The organism is Domibacillus indicus (genome assembly GCF_000970685.1).
GTDB lineage: Bacteria > Bacillota > Bacilli > Bacillales > Domibacillaceae > Domibacillus > Domibacillus indicus.
Genome location: NZ_LAJB01000003.1, coordinates 303,859 through 323,234, shown reverse-complemented (window position 1 = coordinate 323,234; position 19,376 = coordinate 303,859). Strand labels below are relative to the sequence as shown.

At 41.8% G+C, this 19,376-nt stretch carries 19 protein-coding genes; 14 read left to right on the top strand and 5 right to left on the bottom strand.

The features are described from left to right. The first annotated feature begins 59 nt into the window (after positions 1-59). The 3 genes from VP98_RS05945 (at position 60) to VP98_RS05935 (ending at position 3,139) form a co-directional block, all read left to right on the top strand. Positions 60-872: a flagellin N-terminal helical domain-containing protein gene (locus VP98_RS05945; protein WP_046174426.1), complete on the top strand. Its 813-nt coding sequence runs from the start codon at positions 60-62 to the stop codon at positions 870-872. Positions 873-940: 68 nt separating this feature from the next. Next, complete coding sequence (locus tag VP98_RS05940) at positions 941-1,456, top strand: hypothetical protein (protein ID WP_046174425.1); 516 nt, start codon at positions 941-943, stop codon at positions 1,454-1,456. Continuing rightward, positions 1,457-3,139: a motility associated factor glycosyltransferase family protein gene (locus VP98_RS05935; RefSeq protein ID WP_046174424.1), complete on the top strand. Its 1,683-nt coding sequence runs from the start codon at positions 1,457-1,459 to the stop codon at positions 3,137-3,139. A gap of 38 nt (positions 3,140-3,177) precedes the next feature. Here VP98_RS05935 and VP98_RS05930 read toward each other — a convergent pair whose 3' ends face one another. After that, positions 3,178-5,772 carry an IPT/TIG domain-containing protein gene (locus VP98_RS05930; RefSeq protein ID WP_046174423.1) on the bottom strand — a complete coding sequence of 865 codons (2,595 nt, stop codon included), beginning with the start codon at positions 5,770-5,772 and terminating at the stop codon, positions 3,178-3,180. A 156-nt stretch (positions 5,773-5,928) separates the two neighbouring features. Between VP98_RS05930 and VP98_RS05925 the strand changes: the two genes are divergently transcribed. From VP98_RS05925 to VP98_RS19415, 8 genes are all read left to right on the top strand, one after another. Next, the gene (locus tag VP98_RS05925; protein ID WP_046174422.1) at positions 5,929-6,930 is read left to right on the top strand and encodes an NAD-dependent 4,6-dehydratase LegB; all 1,002 of its coding nucleotides are present in this window, start codon (positions 5,929-5,931) and stop codon (positions 6,928-6,930) included. Beyond that, positions 6,927-8,096 (top strand): LegC family aminotransferase, encoded by a 1,170-nt coding sequence (locus VP98_RS05920; RefSeq protein ID WP_046174421.1) that lies wholly within the window; start codon positions 6,927-6,929, stop codon positions 8,094-8,096. Before VP98_RS05925 ends, VP98_RS05920 begins: the two co-directional genes overlap by 4 nt. After that, positions 8,089-9,219 (top strand): UDP-N-acetylglucosamine 2-epimerase, encoded by a 1,131-nt coding sequence (neuC, locus tag VP98_RS05915; protein ID WP_046174420.1) that lies wholly within the window; start codon positions 8,089-8,091, stop codon positions 9,217-9,219. Before VP98_RS05920 ends, neuC begins: the two co-directional genes overlap by 8 nt. Continuing rightward, positions 9,216-10,295 (top strand): N-acetylneuraminate synthase, encoded by a 1,080-nt coding sequence (neuB, locus tag VP98_RS05910; protein WP_046174419.1) that lies wholly within the window; start codon positions 9,216-9,218, stop codon positions 10,293-10,295. Before neuC ends, neuB begins: the two co-directional genes overlap by 4 nt. After that, complete coding sequence (locus VP98_RS05905) at positions 10,288-10,938, top strand: acetyltransferase (protein ID WP_046174418.1); 651 nt, start codon at positions 10,288-10,290, stop codon at positions 10,936-10,938. Before neuB ends, VP98_RS05905 begins: the two co-directional genes overlap by 8 nt. After that, positions 10,914-11,960, top strand: a complete 1,047-nt coding sequence (locus tag VP98_RS05900; protein WP_046174417.1) for a nucleotidyltransferase family protein — start codon at positions 10,914-10,916, stop codon at positions 11,958-11,960. Before VP98_RS05905 ends, VP98_RS05900 begins: the two co-directional genes overlap by 25 nt. Then, positions 11,957-12,643, top strand: a complete 687-nt coding sequence (locus VP98_RS05895) for an acylneuraminate cytidylyltransferase family protein (protein ID WP_046174416.1) — start codon at positions 11,957-11,959, stop codon at positions 12,641-12,643. The genes VP98_RS05900 and VP98_RS05895 overlap by 4 nt, the downstream gene beginning before the upstream one ends. A gap of 339 nt (positions 12,644-12,982) precedes the next feature. Next, positions 12,983-13,054: a hypothetical protein gene (locus tag VP98_RS19415; RefSeq protein WP_407919206.1), complete on the top strand. Its 72-nt coding sequence runs from the start codon at positions 12,983-12,985 to the stop codon at positions 13,052-13,054. 100 nt (positions 13,055-13,154) lie between these two features. Here the strand turns inward: VP98_RS19415 and VP98_RS05890 are convergent, their stop codons facing one another. Next, a complete protein-coding gene (locus VP98_RS05890) occupies positions 13,155-13,829 on the bottom strand; it encodes a hypothetical protein (protein ID WP_231584127.1) in 675 nt (224 codons plus the stop codon). Between the two features lie 191 nt (positions 13,830-14,020). Between VP98_RS05890 and VP98_RS05885 the strand changes: the two genes are divergently transcribed. The 3 genes from VP98_RS05885 to VP98_RS05875 all read left to right on the top strand — a co-directional run bounded on the left by VP98_RS05885 (position 14,021) and on the right by VP98_RS05875 (position 16,692). After that, positions 14,021-14,521, top strand: coding sequence for a DoxX family protein (locus VP98_RS05885; RefSeq protein WP_046174415.1), 501 nt, complete (start codon positions 14,021-14,023; stop codon positions 14,519-14,521). A 137-nt stretch (positions 14,522-14,658) separates the two neighbouring features. Continuing rightward, entirely contained in the window at positions 14,659-16,029 is a 1,371-nt protein-coding gene (gene allB / locus VP98_RS05880) for an allantoinase AllB (RefSeq protein WP_231584126.1), read from the top strand. 45 nt (positions 16,030-16,074) lie between these two features. Beyond that, complete coding sequence (locus VP98_RS05875) at positions 16,075-16,692, top strand: histidine phosphatase family protein (RefSeq protein ID WP_046174413.1); 618 nt, start codon at positions 16,075-16,077, stop codon at positions 16,690-16,692. 60 nt (positions 16,693-16,752) lie between these two features. On the opposite strand, the gene VP98_RS19200 is transcribed toward VP98_RS05875, so the two are convergent. From VP98_RS19200 to putP, 3 genes are all read right to left on the bottom strand, one after another. Further along, positions 16,753-16,872: a homocysteine S-methyltransferase family protein gene (locus tag VP98_RS19200; protein ID WP_156151324.1), complete on the bottom strand. Its 120-nt coding sequence runs from the start codon at positions 16,870-16,872 to the stop codon at positions 16,753-16,755. 180 nt (positions 16,873-17,052) lie between these two features. Next, positions 17,053-17,523: a low molecular weight protein-tyrosine-phosphatase gene (locus tag VP98_RS05870; protein WP_046174412.1), complete on the bottom strand. Its 471-nt coding sequence runs from the start codon at positions 17,521-17,523 to the stop codon at positions 17,053-17,055. 149 nt (positions 17,524-17,672) lie between these two features. After that, complete coding sequence (gene putP, locus VP98_RS05865) at positions 17,673-19,145, bottom strand: sodium/proline symporter PutP (RefSeq protein ID WP_082087851.1); 1,473 nt, start codon at positions 19,143-19,145, stop codon at positions 17,673-17,675. Between the last annotated feature and the right edge of the window lie 231 nt (positions 19,146-19,376).

The window sequence follows — 19,376 nt, the reverse complement described above, 5'->3', positions numbered from 1 at the left end:
GAACAAAAAGAAATCTGTTCACACGGATGTGAACAGCTATACTCAAGGAGGAAAATGAAATGATTATCAATCATAATATCGCAGCAATGAATACTCACCGTCAAATGGGAGCTGCTAATACTGGTCAAATGAAGTCAATGGAAAAACTGTCATCTGGGCTTCGTATTAACAAAGCAGGAGACGATGCAGCTGGTCTTGCTATTTCAGAAAAAATGCGTGGACAAATCCGCGGTTTAGACATGGCGTCTAAAAACTCTCAAGATGCTATTTCATTAATTCAAACGGCTGAAGGTGCATTGAATGAAACACATTCAATCCTACAGCGTATGCGTGAATTATCTGTTCAAGGTGCCAATGATACAAACACTGCAGAAGACCGTTTAGAAATTCAAAAAGAAGTAGATCAGCTTGTATCTGAAGTAGATCGTATTGCAAACACAACAGAATTCAATACACAAAAGTTGTTGAGTGGTGGTATTAGTAACACAATTTTCCAAGTGGGTGCAAACACTAGCCAAACAATTACACTTGAAATTAATGCTATGGATTCGGGTTCTCTTGGTGTTGATGCCTTGACAATTGATTCAAATGCAAATGCAAATACGGCTATTTCTAAAATTGATGCTGCTATTAGTTCTGTTTCCGCTGAACGTTCTAAACTTGGTGCTCTTCAAAACCGTTTAGAACACACAATTAACAACCTTGGTACATCTTCTGAAAACCTGTCTGCAGCCGAGTCTCGCATTCGTGACGTTGATATGGCGAAGGAAATGATGAATCAAACTAAGAATTCTATTCTTTCTCAAGCGGCACAGGCCATGCTTTCACAAGCAAACCAAGCTCCTCAAAACGTTCTTCAATTATTACGTTAAGAGGCTTTATGAGTAAAATAGATAACCGCTTGTCGGTTATCTATTTTTTATTATGGGGGGACTTTATTATGATATATGTAAATGGGCAACTCGTGACTACTTCAAAGAATAAAATAGAACGGAACGATAACTTAAAAACTTTTTTATATAAAGAAAAATTAGTGATTATTGATGATACAAACGTGCCTGTAAGTAGCAGTGGTATTAATGCTATTTGTGATAATTCAGAAGAAATATATCACTTAAAAGCTATTAAAACGAATAGCATACTAAGAGACTTCAAAGAAGAACTGGCTGTATATATTAATAAAGTAACTCATTTCGTTGATGAGACAAGAGAAACAGAAAACTATTCTTCTGTTCCAAATGCTTTTATTCAGGTTGCAGAGGCGTTAATTGAATTTAATAAAGTAGCTGACTATCTTCAAAAAGAACTAATTGATATTAACTCTTTAAACAATTTATCTGAGAAAGCTTTGATACAAACAGAATCTGGAAATATTGAATATGTTTTAGACTTGATTGAATACGAACTGCTGCCTATTCTGGAAGTTCTTTTAAAAGAAACAAATGAGGAAATATAAATGGACTATAAAATTTTATTGGAAACTTCTGATGAAGGAAAACCCATCTATATTTATGAAGACTCATATGGCAAAATTCCGCTTAATTCACTCTACTCTCCTCGCAAGGAAGCGGAGCGTTTTATAAGAAAAGTTGAAACAACTCAAAAAAAACTTCTTATAATAATTGGAGCAGGAAATGGTGAAGTAATTAAAACGATTTTAGACAAAAGATTTGAAAATTCACAAGCAGCTATCTATTTTATAGAGCCTCTTCAAAATATAAAGATAGATAAAGAGTTATCAAAGAGAATTTCAGATAATAATAAAGTAAGTTTATTTTATTTAGAAAATTTAAATTCACCTAGACTTTCTAAGGTGTTTTCTTCTTTTTCTGGTGTTCCAACAGAGATCTTAATTCATCCTAACTATAATAAGATCAATCAATCGTATATTAAAGAAACACTAGCGCTTATCAATGAATCTTTAATAACAAAACAAATTATGGCTAATACAGAGACTAAATTTGCCATTGACTGGCTGGTAGAACCGCTTCTTAATTTTAAAAACATTATTCAGTCAAACAATTTAGTAAACTTGAAAGGTAAATTTTCAGGAGAACGGGCGATCTTAATTGCCGCAGGTCCGTCTTTAAAAGAAAATGTGCCATTTCTAAAAGAAAGACAAACAGATTCATATTTGTTCTCCGTAGGATCAGCTTTAAAGTTTTTATTGTCTAACGATATCTCGCCAGATTATGTATTGAGTCTGGATACCAGTGAAACAAATTATGAGGCTCATTTCAGTGGAACTGAATTTGAAGGGTCATTAATTTATGAGACAATGTCTAATTCAAAGATACAAAATACACATAAAGGAAACTTGATTGTTTCCAGATCGTTAGATGATTTTATAACAAACAAGTATTATCCGGAACTGATCGCTTTTAGATATTCTTCTCCATCTGTTGCTGTGTATACGCTGCAAGTTATCGCTTATCTTGGATTCAAAGAAATCTATTTAGTTGGCCAAGACCTGGCACTTGTAGGAGGACGCTATTATGCAAAAGGAGTAACGGAGCATACAGGGTCTCAAGGTCTTCAAGATGAGTTGTTTGTGGAAGACAACAGCGGGGGAAAAGTAGGGACAACACGTCCTTTAAAGATTTTTTTGGATTCTTTTGAATCACTAATTGAATTTCTGTCGGAGGATATCGTTATTTACAACATTTCCGCAAAAGGAGCCAAAATTAAAGGGACTCATTTTATTGAAACTAGAGATATTAAAAGTTGGAAAAGAAATGAAGTGTGTATTGAAGAAAGAAAGGTAAGCGGCCGTTTAATGCCTGATGAAGCAATAGACTCATTTATTAATGACCTTAAAAAGTTAAAAAATGATGTCGAAAAAGCCAAATCTAAGTTAGAGACCTTAATATTAGTTAATGCTATGAATAAAAATGATATGGTTAAAGTAGTAAAAGAATTTCGGAAAGTATCGAAGAATTCTATTTTAGAAGAGGTAATCATGTCAAGAATGACTTTTGCCTTTGATCAGGTTATAAACAAATTTAAATATCTAGAAGAAAAAGATGCTTATAAAAGTGATGATTTATTAGCTATGTGTAGAGATTTAATGGATTTCTATTCTCTTATTTACTCTCTAGTTGAAAAAGTCTTAACTGATCAAAGAATCTCGGGTAATTAAAAAGGCGTGCCTTTTAAAGACACGCCTTTTTAATATAATTAATAGTAAGTATACATAATGGAACCTGTAGACCCATCTCGATCAACTTGAATAATTGCATCTCCTGGCGCTGAAGCAGCAGGCATTGCTATTCTAATACGGTTTGTCGCGAGATACGTGTAAGGAACTTTATTTCCATTAACTGTGACAGTCATCGCGTTGTTGAAATTTGTTCCATAAATGTAAACAAGATTGCCACCCTTAGTAGCACCACTGTAAACGGAAAGTTTCGTTACAGTAATTTTAAGCCCTTCATAAAAATAGCCGTCCGTTATTATTGTTTCCTGAAGATCAGGATTTACAACCCGGACTTCTGTTGAACCGGCATTCAAGCCTACAGGTGTATTAGCAACAATTTCGGTATCACTAATAGATGAAATGGCTGCTGTTCGTGTACCAATATAAACTTTTGCTCCCGACTGAAAGTTTTGGCCTGTAATAGTTATTGTTTCTCCGCCATTAATAGAGCCGATGGCAGGAGATATAGACGCAATTACAGGAGCAGGAAGTTTTACAGGTTCCGTATACGAAAAGCCGCCAGCCAAAGTTGCTTGTTGGCCATCTGGATTTGTCAATGTTACATCTTCAACAGATGGTGTGCTTGAAACCGGCACTTTTACTCTAATTTTACTGGCAGTAACAAATTCAATAGGTGCTTCCTGGCTGCCAATAAAGACTTTAGAAGAAGGTGAAATATTAGAACCAAATAAATAAATTGTTTTCGCTTCTCCTATTAAAACACTGTTTTCTGATAAATAACTAATAGAAGGAGCTGGAAGCGGTGGTGGTGTTAAATATTCATAAGCATTAACCAGTTCTGATACACTTCCATCCGGGTTTTCAGCTTTAACTGTTACAAATCCAGCTGTAGTAGCAGACGGAACCGTTACGCGTATTTTGCTGGAAGTTGCATAATAGTTTACGGGAGCCTGGACGTCCCCAAAATAAATTTTTACATCTTTGTGGAAATTGCTTCCGAATAAATAGATGGATTCTCCACCTGCTATTTGACCGGAAGAAGTTCCAAGACTAGTTAATTCAACTTTTGGTGGCGGTGCAGGTTGAGTATAGGTATATGCGTCTGTTTTTTCAGTTTCGGTTAAATCGGGATTGATTACTTTGACAGCGATAGGACCACTCGATGATGAAGAGGGGACGATAGCATAAAGTTTACTTGATGTTGAAAAAGTTGTTGAAGCTTCAATGCCATTAAAATAAACTTTTGCACCTCTCATAAAATTAGATCCAATAACTGACACATTATTTCCTCCTGCTATATCTCCCTGATTAGGAGTGACATAGCTTATTTCCGGGATTGCATAATAGTTGAAAGTTCCGCTAGCAAATTGATTATCTGGATTCACTACTTTTACAGCAGCTTCTCCTTGTGAACCAATGGGAGAGGTAACAATTATTTGTGAATCGGTTAACGATTGTACGGCAGCTTCATAGCTTCCAAAATAAACTTTTGCACCCGCTATAAAATTCTGTCCTGTAATCGTGACTTTTTCACCGCCAGTAGTTAATCCTTTGTTCGCTTCGATATTTGTGATCGAAGGAGGGAGGTTCTCTATAGTAATTATTGGGTTAGCACTGATAAAATTATAAGTAGATTGATTATAGTCTTCATAATCAACAACTGTTTTTCCCAGTGCATGTTTTCCAGCAGAAGCATCTGTTTTAGCTTTCACCTTATAGGTAAGCACTAAAGTTTTTGCTTTTAATTCCTCAATCTCCCAGATCAGATTGTTTCCACTTACCGTAGGAGGAGGAATATTATTATCATAAGAACCCGGTACAATTTCAAATTGTGGAGAAATTTCATCCGTTATTTTCACTTTATAAGCACTTGCCTGTCCGATTTCTTCTACTATTTTTTTGTAAACATCGGAAAGCCCCACTGAACCTAATACAAAATGGTGGTGTTCTGCGGATGTGGACATTTGTTTTAATAAGTCATTAGGAGCGCTAGTGTCCGGGTTTTCATTGGCTCCAAGCAGTGCAATTGAGTAAAATGTGATACCGGCATTCTTAGCAGCAGCAGCGCTGTTTAAAGCATCAGCAGTATCATTTGCTGCCCCATCAGTTAGGATAACGATAGTGGGCTGGGCTTCAGGCCGGTGATTGGACAGCATAGAAGTTGCTTGGCGGATAGCTGCTCCTGTGTTAGTGCTCCCGGCTAATTGGATCGTATCTACATATGCTTTAGCAGCAGAGGCATCATTCGTTAAAGGAAAAGATGAAACATACGAATCAAAGTCTACAATTCCAACCCTATGTTTAGATAAATCCATTAAATCAATAAATTCTTTTGTGGCTTCCTTTGCAGCGTTTAAACGATTATCAGTCCCCATACTACCTGATTTATCCACTATAAGAATAACATCATTAGGCTTCACATTAGTGGTATCTTGGGGTGTCCCGGTAACAGAAAGTGTAACGTCAATCACGTCACCTTTTATGACAGAAGATGAACTGACGGTCTTGTTTACTGAAACAAGAGAGTTAGCTAAGGCTTCTGAAAATGAAGCCATAGATATAAGTGAAAAAACAATTAGAATAATGAATCTTGAAAAAAAAGTCTTTTTGCTCAAATAGGTCTCCTCCATTCTAGGTGTTATGGTAATATGGTATCATAAGAGAGCCTTTTTTAATAGGTATATTGAGCACAAAGTATGAAAAAATATTAAATTTTCTATAAACTTTATTCTGATATAAAATAGAATTAAAGAAAGGTGGGTTTTGATTAAATGGCTTTAAAAATACTAGTTACGGGTGCAGACGGTTTTATTGGTTCACACTTAGCTGAAGAACTTATGCGCCAAGGGTATAATGTGCGGGCTTTCGTCTATTATAATTCATTCAATTCGTGGGGATGGCTTGATTCCGCACCGTCTGATGTTAAAGAAAATATAGAGGTCTTTTCCGGGGACATTCGAGATCCCCATGGCGTCAAACAAGCGGTAAAGGGATGTGATATTATCTTGCATCTTGCATCATTAATTGCAATTCCTTATTCGTATCATTCACCTGATACATATATAGATACAAATATAAAAGGAACGTTAAATATACTGCAGGCGGCACGCGAACTTGGTGTCTCAAAAGTAGTTCACACATCAACAAGCGAAGTGTACGGCACAGCGTTATATGTGCCGATTAATGAAGCTCATCCGTTGCAAGGACAGTCGCCTTATTCGGCTTCCAAAATTGGTGCGGACCAAATGGCGCTGTCGTTTTACCGTTCATTTGAAACACCGGTATCGATTATCCGCCCATTTAATACATATGGACCGCGCCAGTCTGCACGTGCCGTCATTCCAACAATCATTACACAATTGGCATCTGGCAAAGAAAAAATTAAACTTGGTGCTTTAAGCCCGACAAGAGACTTTAATTATGTAAAAGATACAGTCAACGGCTTTATCTCAATGATGAACAGTGAAAAAGCTGTTGGTGAAGTCATTAATATCGGAAGTAATTATGAAATCTCCATTGGTGATACTGCAAAAGTGATCGCAGAAGTAATGGGCAAGAAAATTGAAATTGAAACAGATGAAGTACGTTTTCGTCCAGAAAAAAGCGAAGTAGAACGCCTTTGGGCAGATAATGAAAAAGCAAGAAAACTGCTTGGCTGGGAGCCGTCATATGGTGGCATTGAAGGGTTTAAGCAGGGCATGAAAGAAACAGCTGAATGGTTTTCTAATCCGGTGAATTTATCGCTATATAAGGCAGATGTGTATAATATATGAGTGCAGATTGGAAAGACATTGCGCAAAAAATCAAAAAAATTCATAAGAATAAAGATTTCGTGCCGCTTCATGAGCCTTCTTTTACAGAGACCGAAGTAGAGTACGTGACTGACTGCATCCGGAGCGGCTGGGTATCTTCTGTTGGTAAGTATGTAGACCAGTTTGAGCGTGATTTGGCAGATTATACGGGTGTAAAAAGGGCGGTAGCGGTTGTAAATGGGACAGCTGCCTTGCATATTTCATTGAAAATTGCTGGCGTACAGGCAGGAGATGAGGTCATTATGCCAGCGCTCACATTTATCGCAACAGCTAATGCTGTTTCTTATTTAAATGCGGTACCACACTTTGCAGATGTATCAGAAACAACGCTTGGACTCGATCCGATTAAGCTTGAAACGTATCTGACTGAAATCGGTACAATGAAAAATGGAGTACTTGTTAACAAGCAAACGGACCGCATAATTCGAGCGGTAGTTCCAATGCATACATTTGGCCATCCCGTTGATCTTGACCCGCTTGTAGAACTGTGCGCGCGTTTCAACTTGGCATTAGTTGAAGATGCCGCTGAATCTCTTGGGTCGTTCTACAAGGGAAAACATACAGGTGGATTCGGCATTGCAGGCGCCCTAAGCTTTAATGGCAATAAAATTATAACAACGGGTGGCGGAGGAGTAATTTTGACGAATGATGACCAGTTCGCTGATTATGCAAAGCATATAACGACTACTGCTAAAATTCCGCATCCGTGGGAATACCGGCATGATGAAGTTGGCTATAATTACCGGATGCCGAATATTAATGCTGCGCTTGGCTGTGCACAGCTTGAAAAAATGGATTTGTTTTTGAATTCCAAACGGAAGACAACCGTAAAATATGCTGAGCTACTTGAACAGTTGGATGGGGTTAAGCTTTTTCAAGAACCGTCTTTTGCCCGTAGCAATTACTGGCTTCAGACAATGGTACTCGATGAAAAGTTTCACAATCGTAATTATGTTTTAGAGCAATTAAATGAAAAAGGTGCAATGGCTAGACCGATCTGGACACCAATAAATAGGTTGGAGCCATATAAAGACTGTCAGGCAATGGATTTAACTATAACAAATAACTTTAATGAACGTATTGTTAATATACCTTCTACCCCGTTGAAAGGAGACCCGCATGAATAAGCGGAAAATTTGCATTGTTACTGGTACGCGCGCAGAATACGGCCTTCTTTACTGGCTGATGAAAGAAATTCAAGCTGATAATGAATTAGAGTTGCAGGTTGTCGCAACTGGCATGCACTTGTCTCCAGAGTTCGGTCTGACCTATAAACAGATTGAAGCCGATGGCTTTGTGATTGATGAGAAGGTGGAGATATTATTGTCATCCGATACAGCAGTGGGTGTAGCTAAATCAATAGGTTTAGCGACAATTGGATTTGCTGATACCTTTGAGCGGTTAGAACCGGATTTATTGATCATACTAGGTGATCGATTTGAAATGCTCGCAGCCGCTCAGACAGCTTTGGTTCAGCAAATCCCCATCGCTCATATTCACGGCGGTGAATTAACACACGGTGCTTTTGATGATGCGATCCGACATTCCATCACAAAAATGGCGACTTGGCATTTTACTAGCACAGAAGAATACAGAAATCGTATTATCCAACTCGGTGAGTCTCCTGAACACGTCTGGAATGTTGGAGCGCTTGGGATTGAAAATATTTTAAAATTGCCACTTCTATCAAGGAAAGAATTGAATCTTGAACTGTCACTTCATCCGGCTTGGCCGATTTTTTTAATTACATATCATCCGGAAACAAATGGAGATCCCGATGGAATTTATCCTTTGTTACAAACACTGAAAAATTACCAAAAAGTCAATCTTGTTTTTACGAAATCCAATGCAGACAATGGTGGACGTCTTATTAATGAAGAGATTTATCAATTTACGCAACAACATGTTAATGCTCAATTATTTGATTCTTTAGGGCAGATTCGTTATTTAAGTACAGTTAAAGAATCTGCTATAGTTATTGGGAATTCATCCAGTGGGCTAATTGAAGTTCCGTACTTGCATACCCCAACGGTCAATTATGGGCGTCGGCAATCCGGAAGAATACGTCCGAATTCTGTTTTTGATAGCGACTTAACGGAAAATGCAATTGAAAAGGCGATTTCACAGGCTCAAGCTTTTTCTGCCCCCTTTGAACAACTATTTGGAGATGGGAAGGTCTCGGAAAAAGTTTTGATGATTTTGAAATCGATTCCTGTTTACTCTGTTCGAAAGGAGTTTCATGACTTATGAGTGCCCACACATATATTATTGCTGAAGCAGGTGTCAATCATAATGGTTCTTTTGAATTGGCACGTGTGTTAGTGGACGCAGCAAAAGCAGCTGGTGCAGATGCGGTTAAATTCCAAACGTTTAAGGCTGAAAACCTTGTGACAAAACAAGCAAGACAAGCTGAATACCAAGTAGCGAATATAGGCGAAGAAACATCACAGTTTTATATGCTGAAAAGGTTGGAACTGTCATTTAATGAATTTGTCCAACTGAAGAATTATTGCGACCAACGGGAAATTGAATTTTTATCGACACCTTTTGACAAGGAAAGTGTCGATTTTTTATTAGATGAACTGAAAATTCAAACGGTAAAGATTCCATCCGGTGAGTTGACAAATGTTCCATTCATTCATTATATAGCCACAAAACAAAAACCGATGATTCTTTCCACTGGAATGGCGGATATGGAAGATATTCATTCAGCACTTGCTTTTATAGCGTATGGACTTGTTTTTCCTGAAAAAGAAGTGAATGTAACAGAAGTTCAGACATTTTATAACGAAGAAGAAGCAAAAAGAATATTAAAGAAGTATGTCACTGTGCTTCACTGCACAACGGAATACCCTGTACCAATTGAAGAGGTGAATTTGCGGGCGATGGATTATTTGCAGCACGAACTGCAGGTGGATATTGGACTTTCTGATCATTCTGAAGGTATTTACGTGCCAATTTCTGCAACAGCAAGAGGAGCAAAAGTCATCGAGAAGCACTTTACGATCAGCCGGATGCTCCCGGGTCCTGATCACCAAGCTTCACTGGAGCCGCACGAACTGACAGAAATGGTAAAAGCGATCCGTGCGGCTGAGCAATCACTTGGTCAGGCGGAAAAAAAACCGACAAAAAGTGAACAGAAAAACCGGGTTGCTGCACGAAAGAGTTTGACGGCTGCCTGCTCGATTAAAAAAGGTGAATTCTTTTCAAAAGAGAATCTTGTCATCAAGCGTCCTGGCAGTGGAATGGCACCAGCTTTTTATTGGTCACTGCTCGGCACAGAAGCATCAAAAGACTACGAAGCTGAAGATTTAATCGATGAATAAGCCAATCATTTTACTTGGTAATGGAGGACATGCTTCTGTATTAACAGACATATTGCTTCAACAAAGGCGAGAGATAATCGGATTTACTGCACCAGTAGAAGAACCAAATCACTTTAATCTTTCCTATCTTGGTACAGATGAAGAAATTGATTCGTACTCTTCGGATGAAGTTAAACTTGTTCTTGCAATAGGTTCAATTCGTGTCTCACCAATAAGAGCAATGATCTTTCAGAAAATGAAGGAAAAAGGCTATTTGTTTGCCTCGGTTATTCATCCATCAGCCATTATTTCCTCTTATGCAGAAATTGGTGAAGGTGTTCAAATAATGGCAGGTACTGTTGTTCAAGCTTTTGCGAAAATTGCCGATAATACAATTGTAAATACTTCTTCAGTTATCGAACATGACTGCGAAATTGGCGAACATTGTCACATTGCGCCAGGGGTAACACTATCAGGAAATGTGAGAGTAGGAAGAGGAACACATATTGGTATAGGGACGTCTGTTATTCAGAACACGAGAATTGGCAGCAATGCGCTAGTTGGTGCTGGTTCAATCGTATTGAAGGAAGTTAAAGAGAATCAAACAGTGTATGGCGTCCCGGCAAAGGAAGTGACGAAATGGAACGATGGAAACAGATTTTAATTTCTCCAGATTCATCTATTCTTGAAACGATGAGAATCATTGATAAATCAACTCTGCAATTTGCGGCTGTAGTAGATGAATCTAAGAATCTTTTAGGAACTGTAACAGATGGCGATATTCGGCGAGGAATTTTAAAAGGCACATCTCTTGAAAGCCAGATCACAAGTGTAATGAATACAAAACCCGTCTTTGAAAAAGAAGGAAAAAAGGCTTTTTATTATAAACAAGTAATGAGAAAAAGAAAGCTCAAGCAATTACCTATTATAAATGAACAGCATAAAGTAGTCCGTATTCTGTTTAGTGATGATGTTGATCAGGCACTACAGAAAGAAAATGTTGTCATCTTAATGGCAGGCGGGCTTGGAACCAGACTACGTCCGTTAACGGATAATATTCCAAAACCAATGTTAAAAGTCGGTGACAAGCCGATTTTGGAAACGATTATTGAAAGCTTCAAAAACTTCGGTTTTTCTAACTTTATTTTATGTGTCAATTATAAGAAAGAATTGATTCAAGATTATTTTCAAGAGGGTACAGCTCTAGGAGTTAACATTACATATGTGGAAGAGACGAAACGTCTTGGTACAGCAGGTGCTCTTTCACTATTGAAAGAGAAACCGAAAGTACCTTTTTTTGTGATGAACGGCGACCTTTTGACGAAAATTAATTTTGAACAGCTGCTTGATTTTCATCTTGAATCGAACGCTCAGGCAACAATGTGCGTGAGAGAATACGAATACCAAATTCCATATGGGGTTATTGAAACAGATCATCGCAAGCTGCTTTCTATTGTCGAAAAACCAGTTCACAAAAGTTTTGTCAATGCGGGCATTTATATGCTAAATCCAGATACGCTAAATCATGTGCCGGCAGGTGAATTTTTTGATATGCCGGATTTGTTCAAAAAAGTAATGGAAACAGAAAAAGCAGCTGCGTTTCCTTTGAGAGAGTATTGGCTTGATATTGGTCGTATAGCCGATTATGAAAAAGCGAATGGTGATTTTAGAGGAGTATTTTTATGATTGAAAACAAAAAGATACTGGCAATCATTCCGGCACGTGGAGGCTCTAAAGGAGTCCCACGCAAAAATATCCGTGAGTTGGCTGGCAAGCCGCTGATTGCATGGACAATAGAAGCAGCGAAACAGTCAGTCTATATCGACCGCTGTATCATATCTTCAGATGATGAAGAAATTATCGAGATTGCAAGGCAATATGAGTGTGAAGTACCGTTTGTACGTCCCGCTGCTTTAGCACAAGATGATACGCCGGGTATTGAACCGATTCTTCACGCGCTGTCTGAATTAGCAGGCTATGACATCGTTATGCTGCTACAGCCGACATCCCCGCTCCGGACAACAGAAGATATCGACCGTTGTATTGAAACGATGATCATAAATGAAGCATCAGTTTGTGTTAGTGTAACGGAGCCGGATAAGTCTCCTTTCTGGATGTATACCACGACAGACGATAATCAAATGAGGCCGCTGATTCCGCAAGAAAATCCGGCTGTAAGAAGACAAGACTTGTCGGCTGTTTATGTCTTAAACGGAGCTGTCTATGTAGCGGAAACAGACTGGTTAATCAAAACAAAATCTTTTTTAACTGATGAGACAACAGCATATCTCATGCCGAAGCAGCGTTCTTTTGATATTGACACAGATGAAGATTTTTTGCTCTGTGAGTTTATGATAAACAGAAACTAATGTATATAGCATAAAAGTCTTAATAATAGGCTGAGCATATAAGAGACACAATGCTAAAATCTTCGTTTTAAGGTCAAAGTTGAAATTTAGTATGGAAGTTATAAAAATGCTGGCTAAGAATTCCGAATACTTCATGCGCTTTTTTCGTTGTTTGCTGAGAGGGAAAGCTTAAATTTACGCTCCAGTTCATGCGGTTTATCGCAATTACTTACACCAATCTGTCCATTTCACTCTCCGCTCTCAGCCAGTGCTGCTGGACATGTGCCCGACAGTTGGGAAACGGGGGACCGTCAAGTTTATCATGCATTACTTTGACCAGTATGCGAGGGTTGTGTGGATATGGCCAAGGAAGTTATGAATATGACGCGTCTGCAAATTCTTACTCAAGCGCAGCAGGCAATGGCATTATAGGGCAGGCAGTCAAGAGAGCAGGTATTAAAATTATTGCAAACGTAAATTAACTGGCTGAATAAGGACAAGACCGCTATTTGTTTGAAGTGGTCTTGTCCTTTTATTTTTTCACTCTTGTTCCTTGAAATACAGCTGTCACTAGCAATGAAACAAGCAAAAACAGTTCAAAAAGATTTGTCACCGCTCCGCTCTCCACAGGAAGCTGCACCGCACTTCCTATAATCATCACAAGCGAGCCAACAAAAAACCAGATCCATTTCTGCTTCCGCCAGATCACAACCGACGCAGCAAGCAGCACAGCGGAAACAACCAATACCATGATCGGAGGCCCGCTTTGAGGCTCGGCACTGCTGTAGCTCAGCACGCCATATTCCCGTTCTGGCTCAAGTGTCAGACCGAAAACTTCAGTGAAAAGCTCCAGCAGAATAAGAGCGAGTGTAAGCAGGAAAGCAGTCAGGTGACACCATGACTGCTGCGCCCAGTGAACACGGGCCTGCTTTAATGTCACCCAGGCATATAACACAAGGAGCGGCGTGAACAAAGTATGCAGCCAGAAGCGGGCATAATTAAGGTTTTCTAAAAGCGGACCTTCTCCGATAAAACGGCCGGCTGCCAGGATGCTGTTATCGTAAACTAACCCCGCGATTACCGGAAGCAGGAATAAGGCACTCGGGATGCGCTGATTTTGGAATAGCCGAATGGCAAGTATAAATAAAACAAAATAAGCGAGAGCAAATAAGCTAAAAAGAATGGTATCCATGATGGCTCCTTTCATTCGTTTCTTTCCTTTACCCTTACCCTATTTATTCATTTTTGAACTATTTGTGAAATGTTGAGCAAAGTGTAGTCAATTCGAAGAAATCAGTGTATGATAAGAGTATAAATTAAATGTGAATTATTTCACAAATGGAGTTCAGTAAATGATTTGAAGTGAAGTGGTTCACAAAAATCAAAGGAGTGTTCGAAATGAACAGCAAAATGATGGCGGCGGTATGGACTGTGCTTCGGGTATGGCTCGGTGTTCAATGGATTCAGGCGGGCTGGCATAAGGTGGCGGACGGGTTTGATGCATCAGGCTTCTTATACGGAGCGATTGAAAAAGCATCCGGCGATATGCCGGCGGTCAGCGGGTGGTATGCAGGCTTTTTGGAAAATGCGGCGCTGCCAAATGTAAGTATCATTAATGTCCTTGTTCCGTGGGGTGAATTGCTTGTCGGAATTGCGCTGATCGCCGGGGTATTCACAGTGCCGGCACTTATCGCCGGAGCGTTTATGAACCTGAACTTCTTATGGGCCGGCACAGTCAGCACAAACCCGACATTGCTTCTAGCAGCGGTAGTTCTGCTGTTTGCGGCTAAAGGAGCGATGTATTACGGCGGAGACCGGTTCTTACTTCCGGTGCTGGCGAAAAAAATGAACGAGTGGAAGAACAATCATCCACGTAAGCACATACCGAAAAGTGCTTAATGAGAAAAGAGTCCGTTCAGGGCTCTTTTTCTATTGCATTTTTAGTGATTATACACAATGACATTCCTTTATTTACCGATTATACTTCTTTTAATTGAATGTAATGAATAGTTACATAAGTGGATGGAGGAATGGACATGTATGATTTCATTATTCGAAATGGCACGGTTGTTACTTCCCATGCAGAACGAAAAGCCGATATTGGTGTGCGGAACGGTGTGATAAAAGAAGTATCGGCATCTATCGGAGTAAGTGCGGAAAAAGAGATCGATGCATCGGGACTGCACGTGTTTCCAGGTGCGGTGGATATCCATGTTCATTTCAGCGAGCCGGGCCGTGCGGAGTGGGAGGGGTTCCGGACCGGTTCACGAATGCTTGCATCAGGCGGTATTACCACGTTTGCGGATATGCCGCTCAATGGAATTCCATCAACGGTAGATGAAGCAGCACTTCTTCAAAAAGCGAGGGTTGGCGAGGGAAAATCCATTGTTGACTTTGCGCTCTGGGGCGGGCTTGTGCCCGGGAACTTGCGGGAGCTTGACAGCCTGGCGAAAGCGGGTGCCATGGCGTTTAAAGCGTTTATGTCGCCGTCCGGCAATCCGGAATTTGAAGCGGTCGGTGATTTGGATCTGCTGGAAGGGATGAAGCGGATTGCGGAAACGGGCAAGGTGCTGGCGCTGCATGCGGAAAGCGGCCCGGTGACAACCTTCCTGGCAGAACAAAAGCGGCTTGCCGGACGTGTAGGAGCAGACGACTATCTGTCGACCCGGCCGGTTTCGGTGGAAGTGGAAGCGGTGGAACGGGCGCTTTATTATGCGGCGCTGACCGGCTGCCCGCTTCATTTTGTTCATATCAGCAGTGCGGAAGCTGTGGCGGTGATTCAAGACGCGCGTGCCGCCGGGATCAACGTGACGCTTGAGACATGCCCGCATTATTTATTGTTTTCACATGAAACATTAAAAGAAAAAGGGGCAGTGGCAAAATGTGCCCCGCCGCTCCGGGAAAAGCCGGATCAGGAAAAGCTCCGGAAAGCCATGGAACTGGGCAGAATTGACTTTTTGGCCTCGGACCATTCACCCTGCACACCCGACCTGAAAGAAATGAAAAAAGGGAACGTTTTGGATGCGTGGGGCGGAATCAGCGGCGGGGGGATGACCCTTCTGGCGGCGCTTCGCTTTGCGCAGGAAGAAGAAATTCCGCTGACCGAAGCCGTAAAATGGACTGCGGAAAAGCCGGCGGAGCGGTTCGGACTGGCGCACCGGAAAGGGCGGATTGAGCCGGGAATGGATGCCGATCTGGCGATTTTATCACTGAATCAGCCTCATAGGGTAACACCGGAAAATTTCTATGCGAAGCATCCGGTCAGTGTGTATATGGACGAGAGCTTTCCAGCTTCCGTCCAGGCTGTATATGTTCGCGGAAAAGAAGTGTTTACGAAAGAAGCGGGACCGGTTGAAGGCCAGAGCGGAAAGTGGCTATCCGAAAATGTCAGTCCTCCGGTGATTTAGTGAGGCATCATATGGTATGCTTTTTGAAAAAAGGAGTTTTTCAATATGATTTACCTTGTCCGGCACGGAGAATCGGAATGGAATGCGCTCGGACGCCTCCAGGGCCAGATGGATATCGGGCTGAGCGAGGAAGGGCGCAAGCAGGCAGCATTGCTTGGGGCGTATTTTGAAAAGCAGGGCATTTCTTTTGACTATGTTTTTTCCAGTGACCTGGACCGAGCCTTTCAAACCGCCAAGCGTGCGACTGCCTGGATGCCGGTGGAAACAATTACCGCAAGCCGGCTGCTCCGTGAACGGTTTTACGGCGAGCTGCAGGGACAGCTGCTGGCGGAAATTATCCAGAACGTGCCGAATTATGCAGAAAATTTTGGTTTGACGATGACGCATGGAATGGAATCTCTTGAAGAAATGCAGGAGCGGATGGTTAAAGTGCTTACGTCGATCTCTAAGGAAACAAACGGGGCACCGGCACTGGTAGTCACACACGGCGGGGCTGTAAATGCGCTACTCCATAAACTGTCGAACGGCCAGGCTGGCACAGGAAACGGAAAAATCGACAACACGTCGATTACCCGTTTAGCGTGGGATGGAGACAAACTGACGATCGTGTCTATCAACGAAACGCCGCATTTACAAAATATAAAAGATACGTTTGAAGGATAAAAGGCTGCCATATGTAATAGAAAAGCGTTCAAGGAAACAGCTTCCCTGAACGCTTTTCTATTAAGCTCTCGCCCATTCAGCAATCGTCTGGATATCTGATGGCTTCGTGCGGCAGCAGCCGCCAATCAGCCGGGCGCCGCATTCGTGCCAGTAGCGGGTATGCCGGCTGTACGCCTCCATATCGGGCGCGCCGGACCATGCTTTCGTTTCGGCAGCCGAGGTTTGGGTACACGATCACTGGCTTTGCGGTTTCGCGCTTTGTTTCCTGAATCCTGCAGGAAGCCGTTGACCGCTTTCGCTTATAACACAAAAAAGGCTGCCATCTGTGTGAGGGCAGCCTTTTTGTATTCAATTCCTGTTTTATGAGCCAATTGAATGGTCAGCGCGGATTCTTTCGAGCAGCGCTTCGCAGCCGTCTTTCACCAGATCGTAAGTTTCCTGGAAATCACCTGTGTAATAAGGGTCCGGTACGTCTTTTTGATGAGGCGTCAGGTCAAGAAAACGCATAATTTTTGAATGGTCGGGCTGGCCGAGCATCTCACGGATATTGGCGATATTGCTTCGGTCCATGCCAATAATATAATCAAACTTTTCAAAGTCGGCCCCGTCCAGCTGGCGCCCTGACAGCCCTTCGGAAGAAATATTATATTCCTTCAGTTTAGCCAGTGTGCCTTTATGCGGCGGCGAGCCGATATGCCAGGAGCTTGTAGCGGCGGAATCCACCTCGATGTGGCCGATCAGGCTTTCTTTTTCGATTAAATCACGGAACATGGCTTCGGCCATAGGTGACCGGCAAATATTGCCGAGGCAGACAAATAAAACGTGAATCATCTTTTCATCTCCTTTCGACCCTCATTATAGCATCAATGCCAGTTCCTTTTCATAAGCTGCAAATCAATATAAAGCTGGCAGCGTGCATGAAAATCACACTAACGAGAGGGTTTTTTCAAGCGGCCGGGTTAAATCCATGATGGACTTCCTTATTTTGATTCGTTTAACGTGCGTTCAAATTCATCAAAGCGCTGAGCTGTTCCTTCAGACGGTTTTGTCAGCAGGCTGACCACAACAATCGCGAGTAAGCTTGCGGCAAAACCAGGAATCATTTCGTAAACTGTATCCGCCCAAGGGGTTTTCGTCCAAACGATCACCGTGACGGCGCCGGCGATCATGCCGGCAAGCGCTCCCCAGTGTGTCATCCGTTTCCAGTACAGGCTGAGCAGAATCGTCGGGCCGAATGAAGATCCAAATCCTGCCCATGCATAGCCGACGAGCGCCAGAATGGTCTTGTTTTGTTCCCATGACAGGAGCAGGGCGACAATTGAGACAATTAAAACAGCCAGGCGTCCTAAGAATACAAGCTCGCGGTCCGAAGCGTCGCGGCGGAAAAACGTTTTATATAAATCTTCTGTCAGCGAACTTGACGTAACAAGCAGCTGTGACGAAATCGTACTCATGATCGCGGCCAAAATAGCGGAAATCAGGAAGCCGGTAATGATCGGGTGAAACAAAATATCACCCAGTTCAATGAAAATTGTTTCCGGATCGCCAATTTTCATATTGTTGCTTGTATAATAAGCGAGTCCTACAAAACCGGTTACCATAGCGCCGACAACGGAGAATATCATCCAGCTCATGCCGATGCGGCGTGCTTTTTTAATTTCTTTCACTGATGTAATCGCCATAAAGCGGACGATAATGTGCGGCTGGCCGAAGTAGCCAAGCCCCCAGGCAAAAAGAGATATGATGCCGATAAAGCTTGTCCCTGTAAAAATGTTTAAAAGAGCCGGGTCCACCGAACGAACCGTGTCAAGAGACGGGCCGATCCCGCCGACATGCATAATGGTTACAATCGGAACGAGTACAAGTGCCAGCACCATAATAATCCCCTGTACAAAGTCGGTCCAGCTCACCGCTAAAAATCCGCCGAACAGTGTGTAAGCAATGACAACACCGGCAACAATCCACAGGCCGATATGGTAATCAAGGCCGAAAGTGCTCTCGAATAAAACGCCGCCGGACACCATACCTGATGAAATGTAAAACGTGAAAAAGATGATAATCACAAGACTGGAAACAAGACGGATAACTCTAGAACGGTCTTGAAACCGGTTTTCAAGATATGATGGAATCGTAATAGAGTCTTCAGCAATTTCCGTGTACATGCGCAGGCGGGGTGCCACGTACAGCCAGTTTGCCCAGGCGCCGAGCGTTAAACCGATCGCAATCCACGAAGCGCTGAACCCGCTTACGTACATGGCACCAGGCAGTCCCATCATCAGCCAGCCGCTCATGTCAGAAGCGCCGGCAGAAAGGGCTGTAACCGCAGGGCCGAGTCCGCGTCCTCCGAGCATATAATCAGATAAATTCGATGTTCGTTTGTATGCATACCAGCCGATCAAAAGCATACCGGTCATGTAGATAACAATAGAGACAATTAAGGAAGTGTCGACCAAATAAATCCCTTCTTTCAAATGGTAATAGTAAAAAAGCGAATAATGTTGCAATAATCAACAAAAGTGGCGCGTTTTCCGGCCGGAATGGCGCGATTTGGACTTTATCGCGCCATAGCGGCTGGAAAACACGCCGAAATGCAGGAAATCGCGCCGCTTTTATATAAAAACGCGCCGTCCATTTAAACAAGAGGCGCCCTTTAAGCCGGGTGATTCGGCTTAAAGGACCGCCTC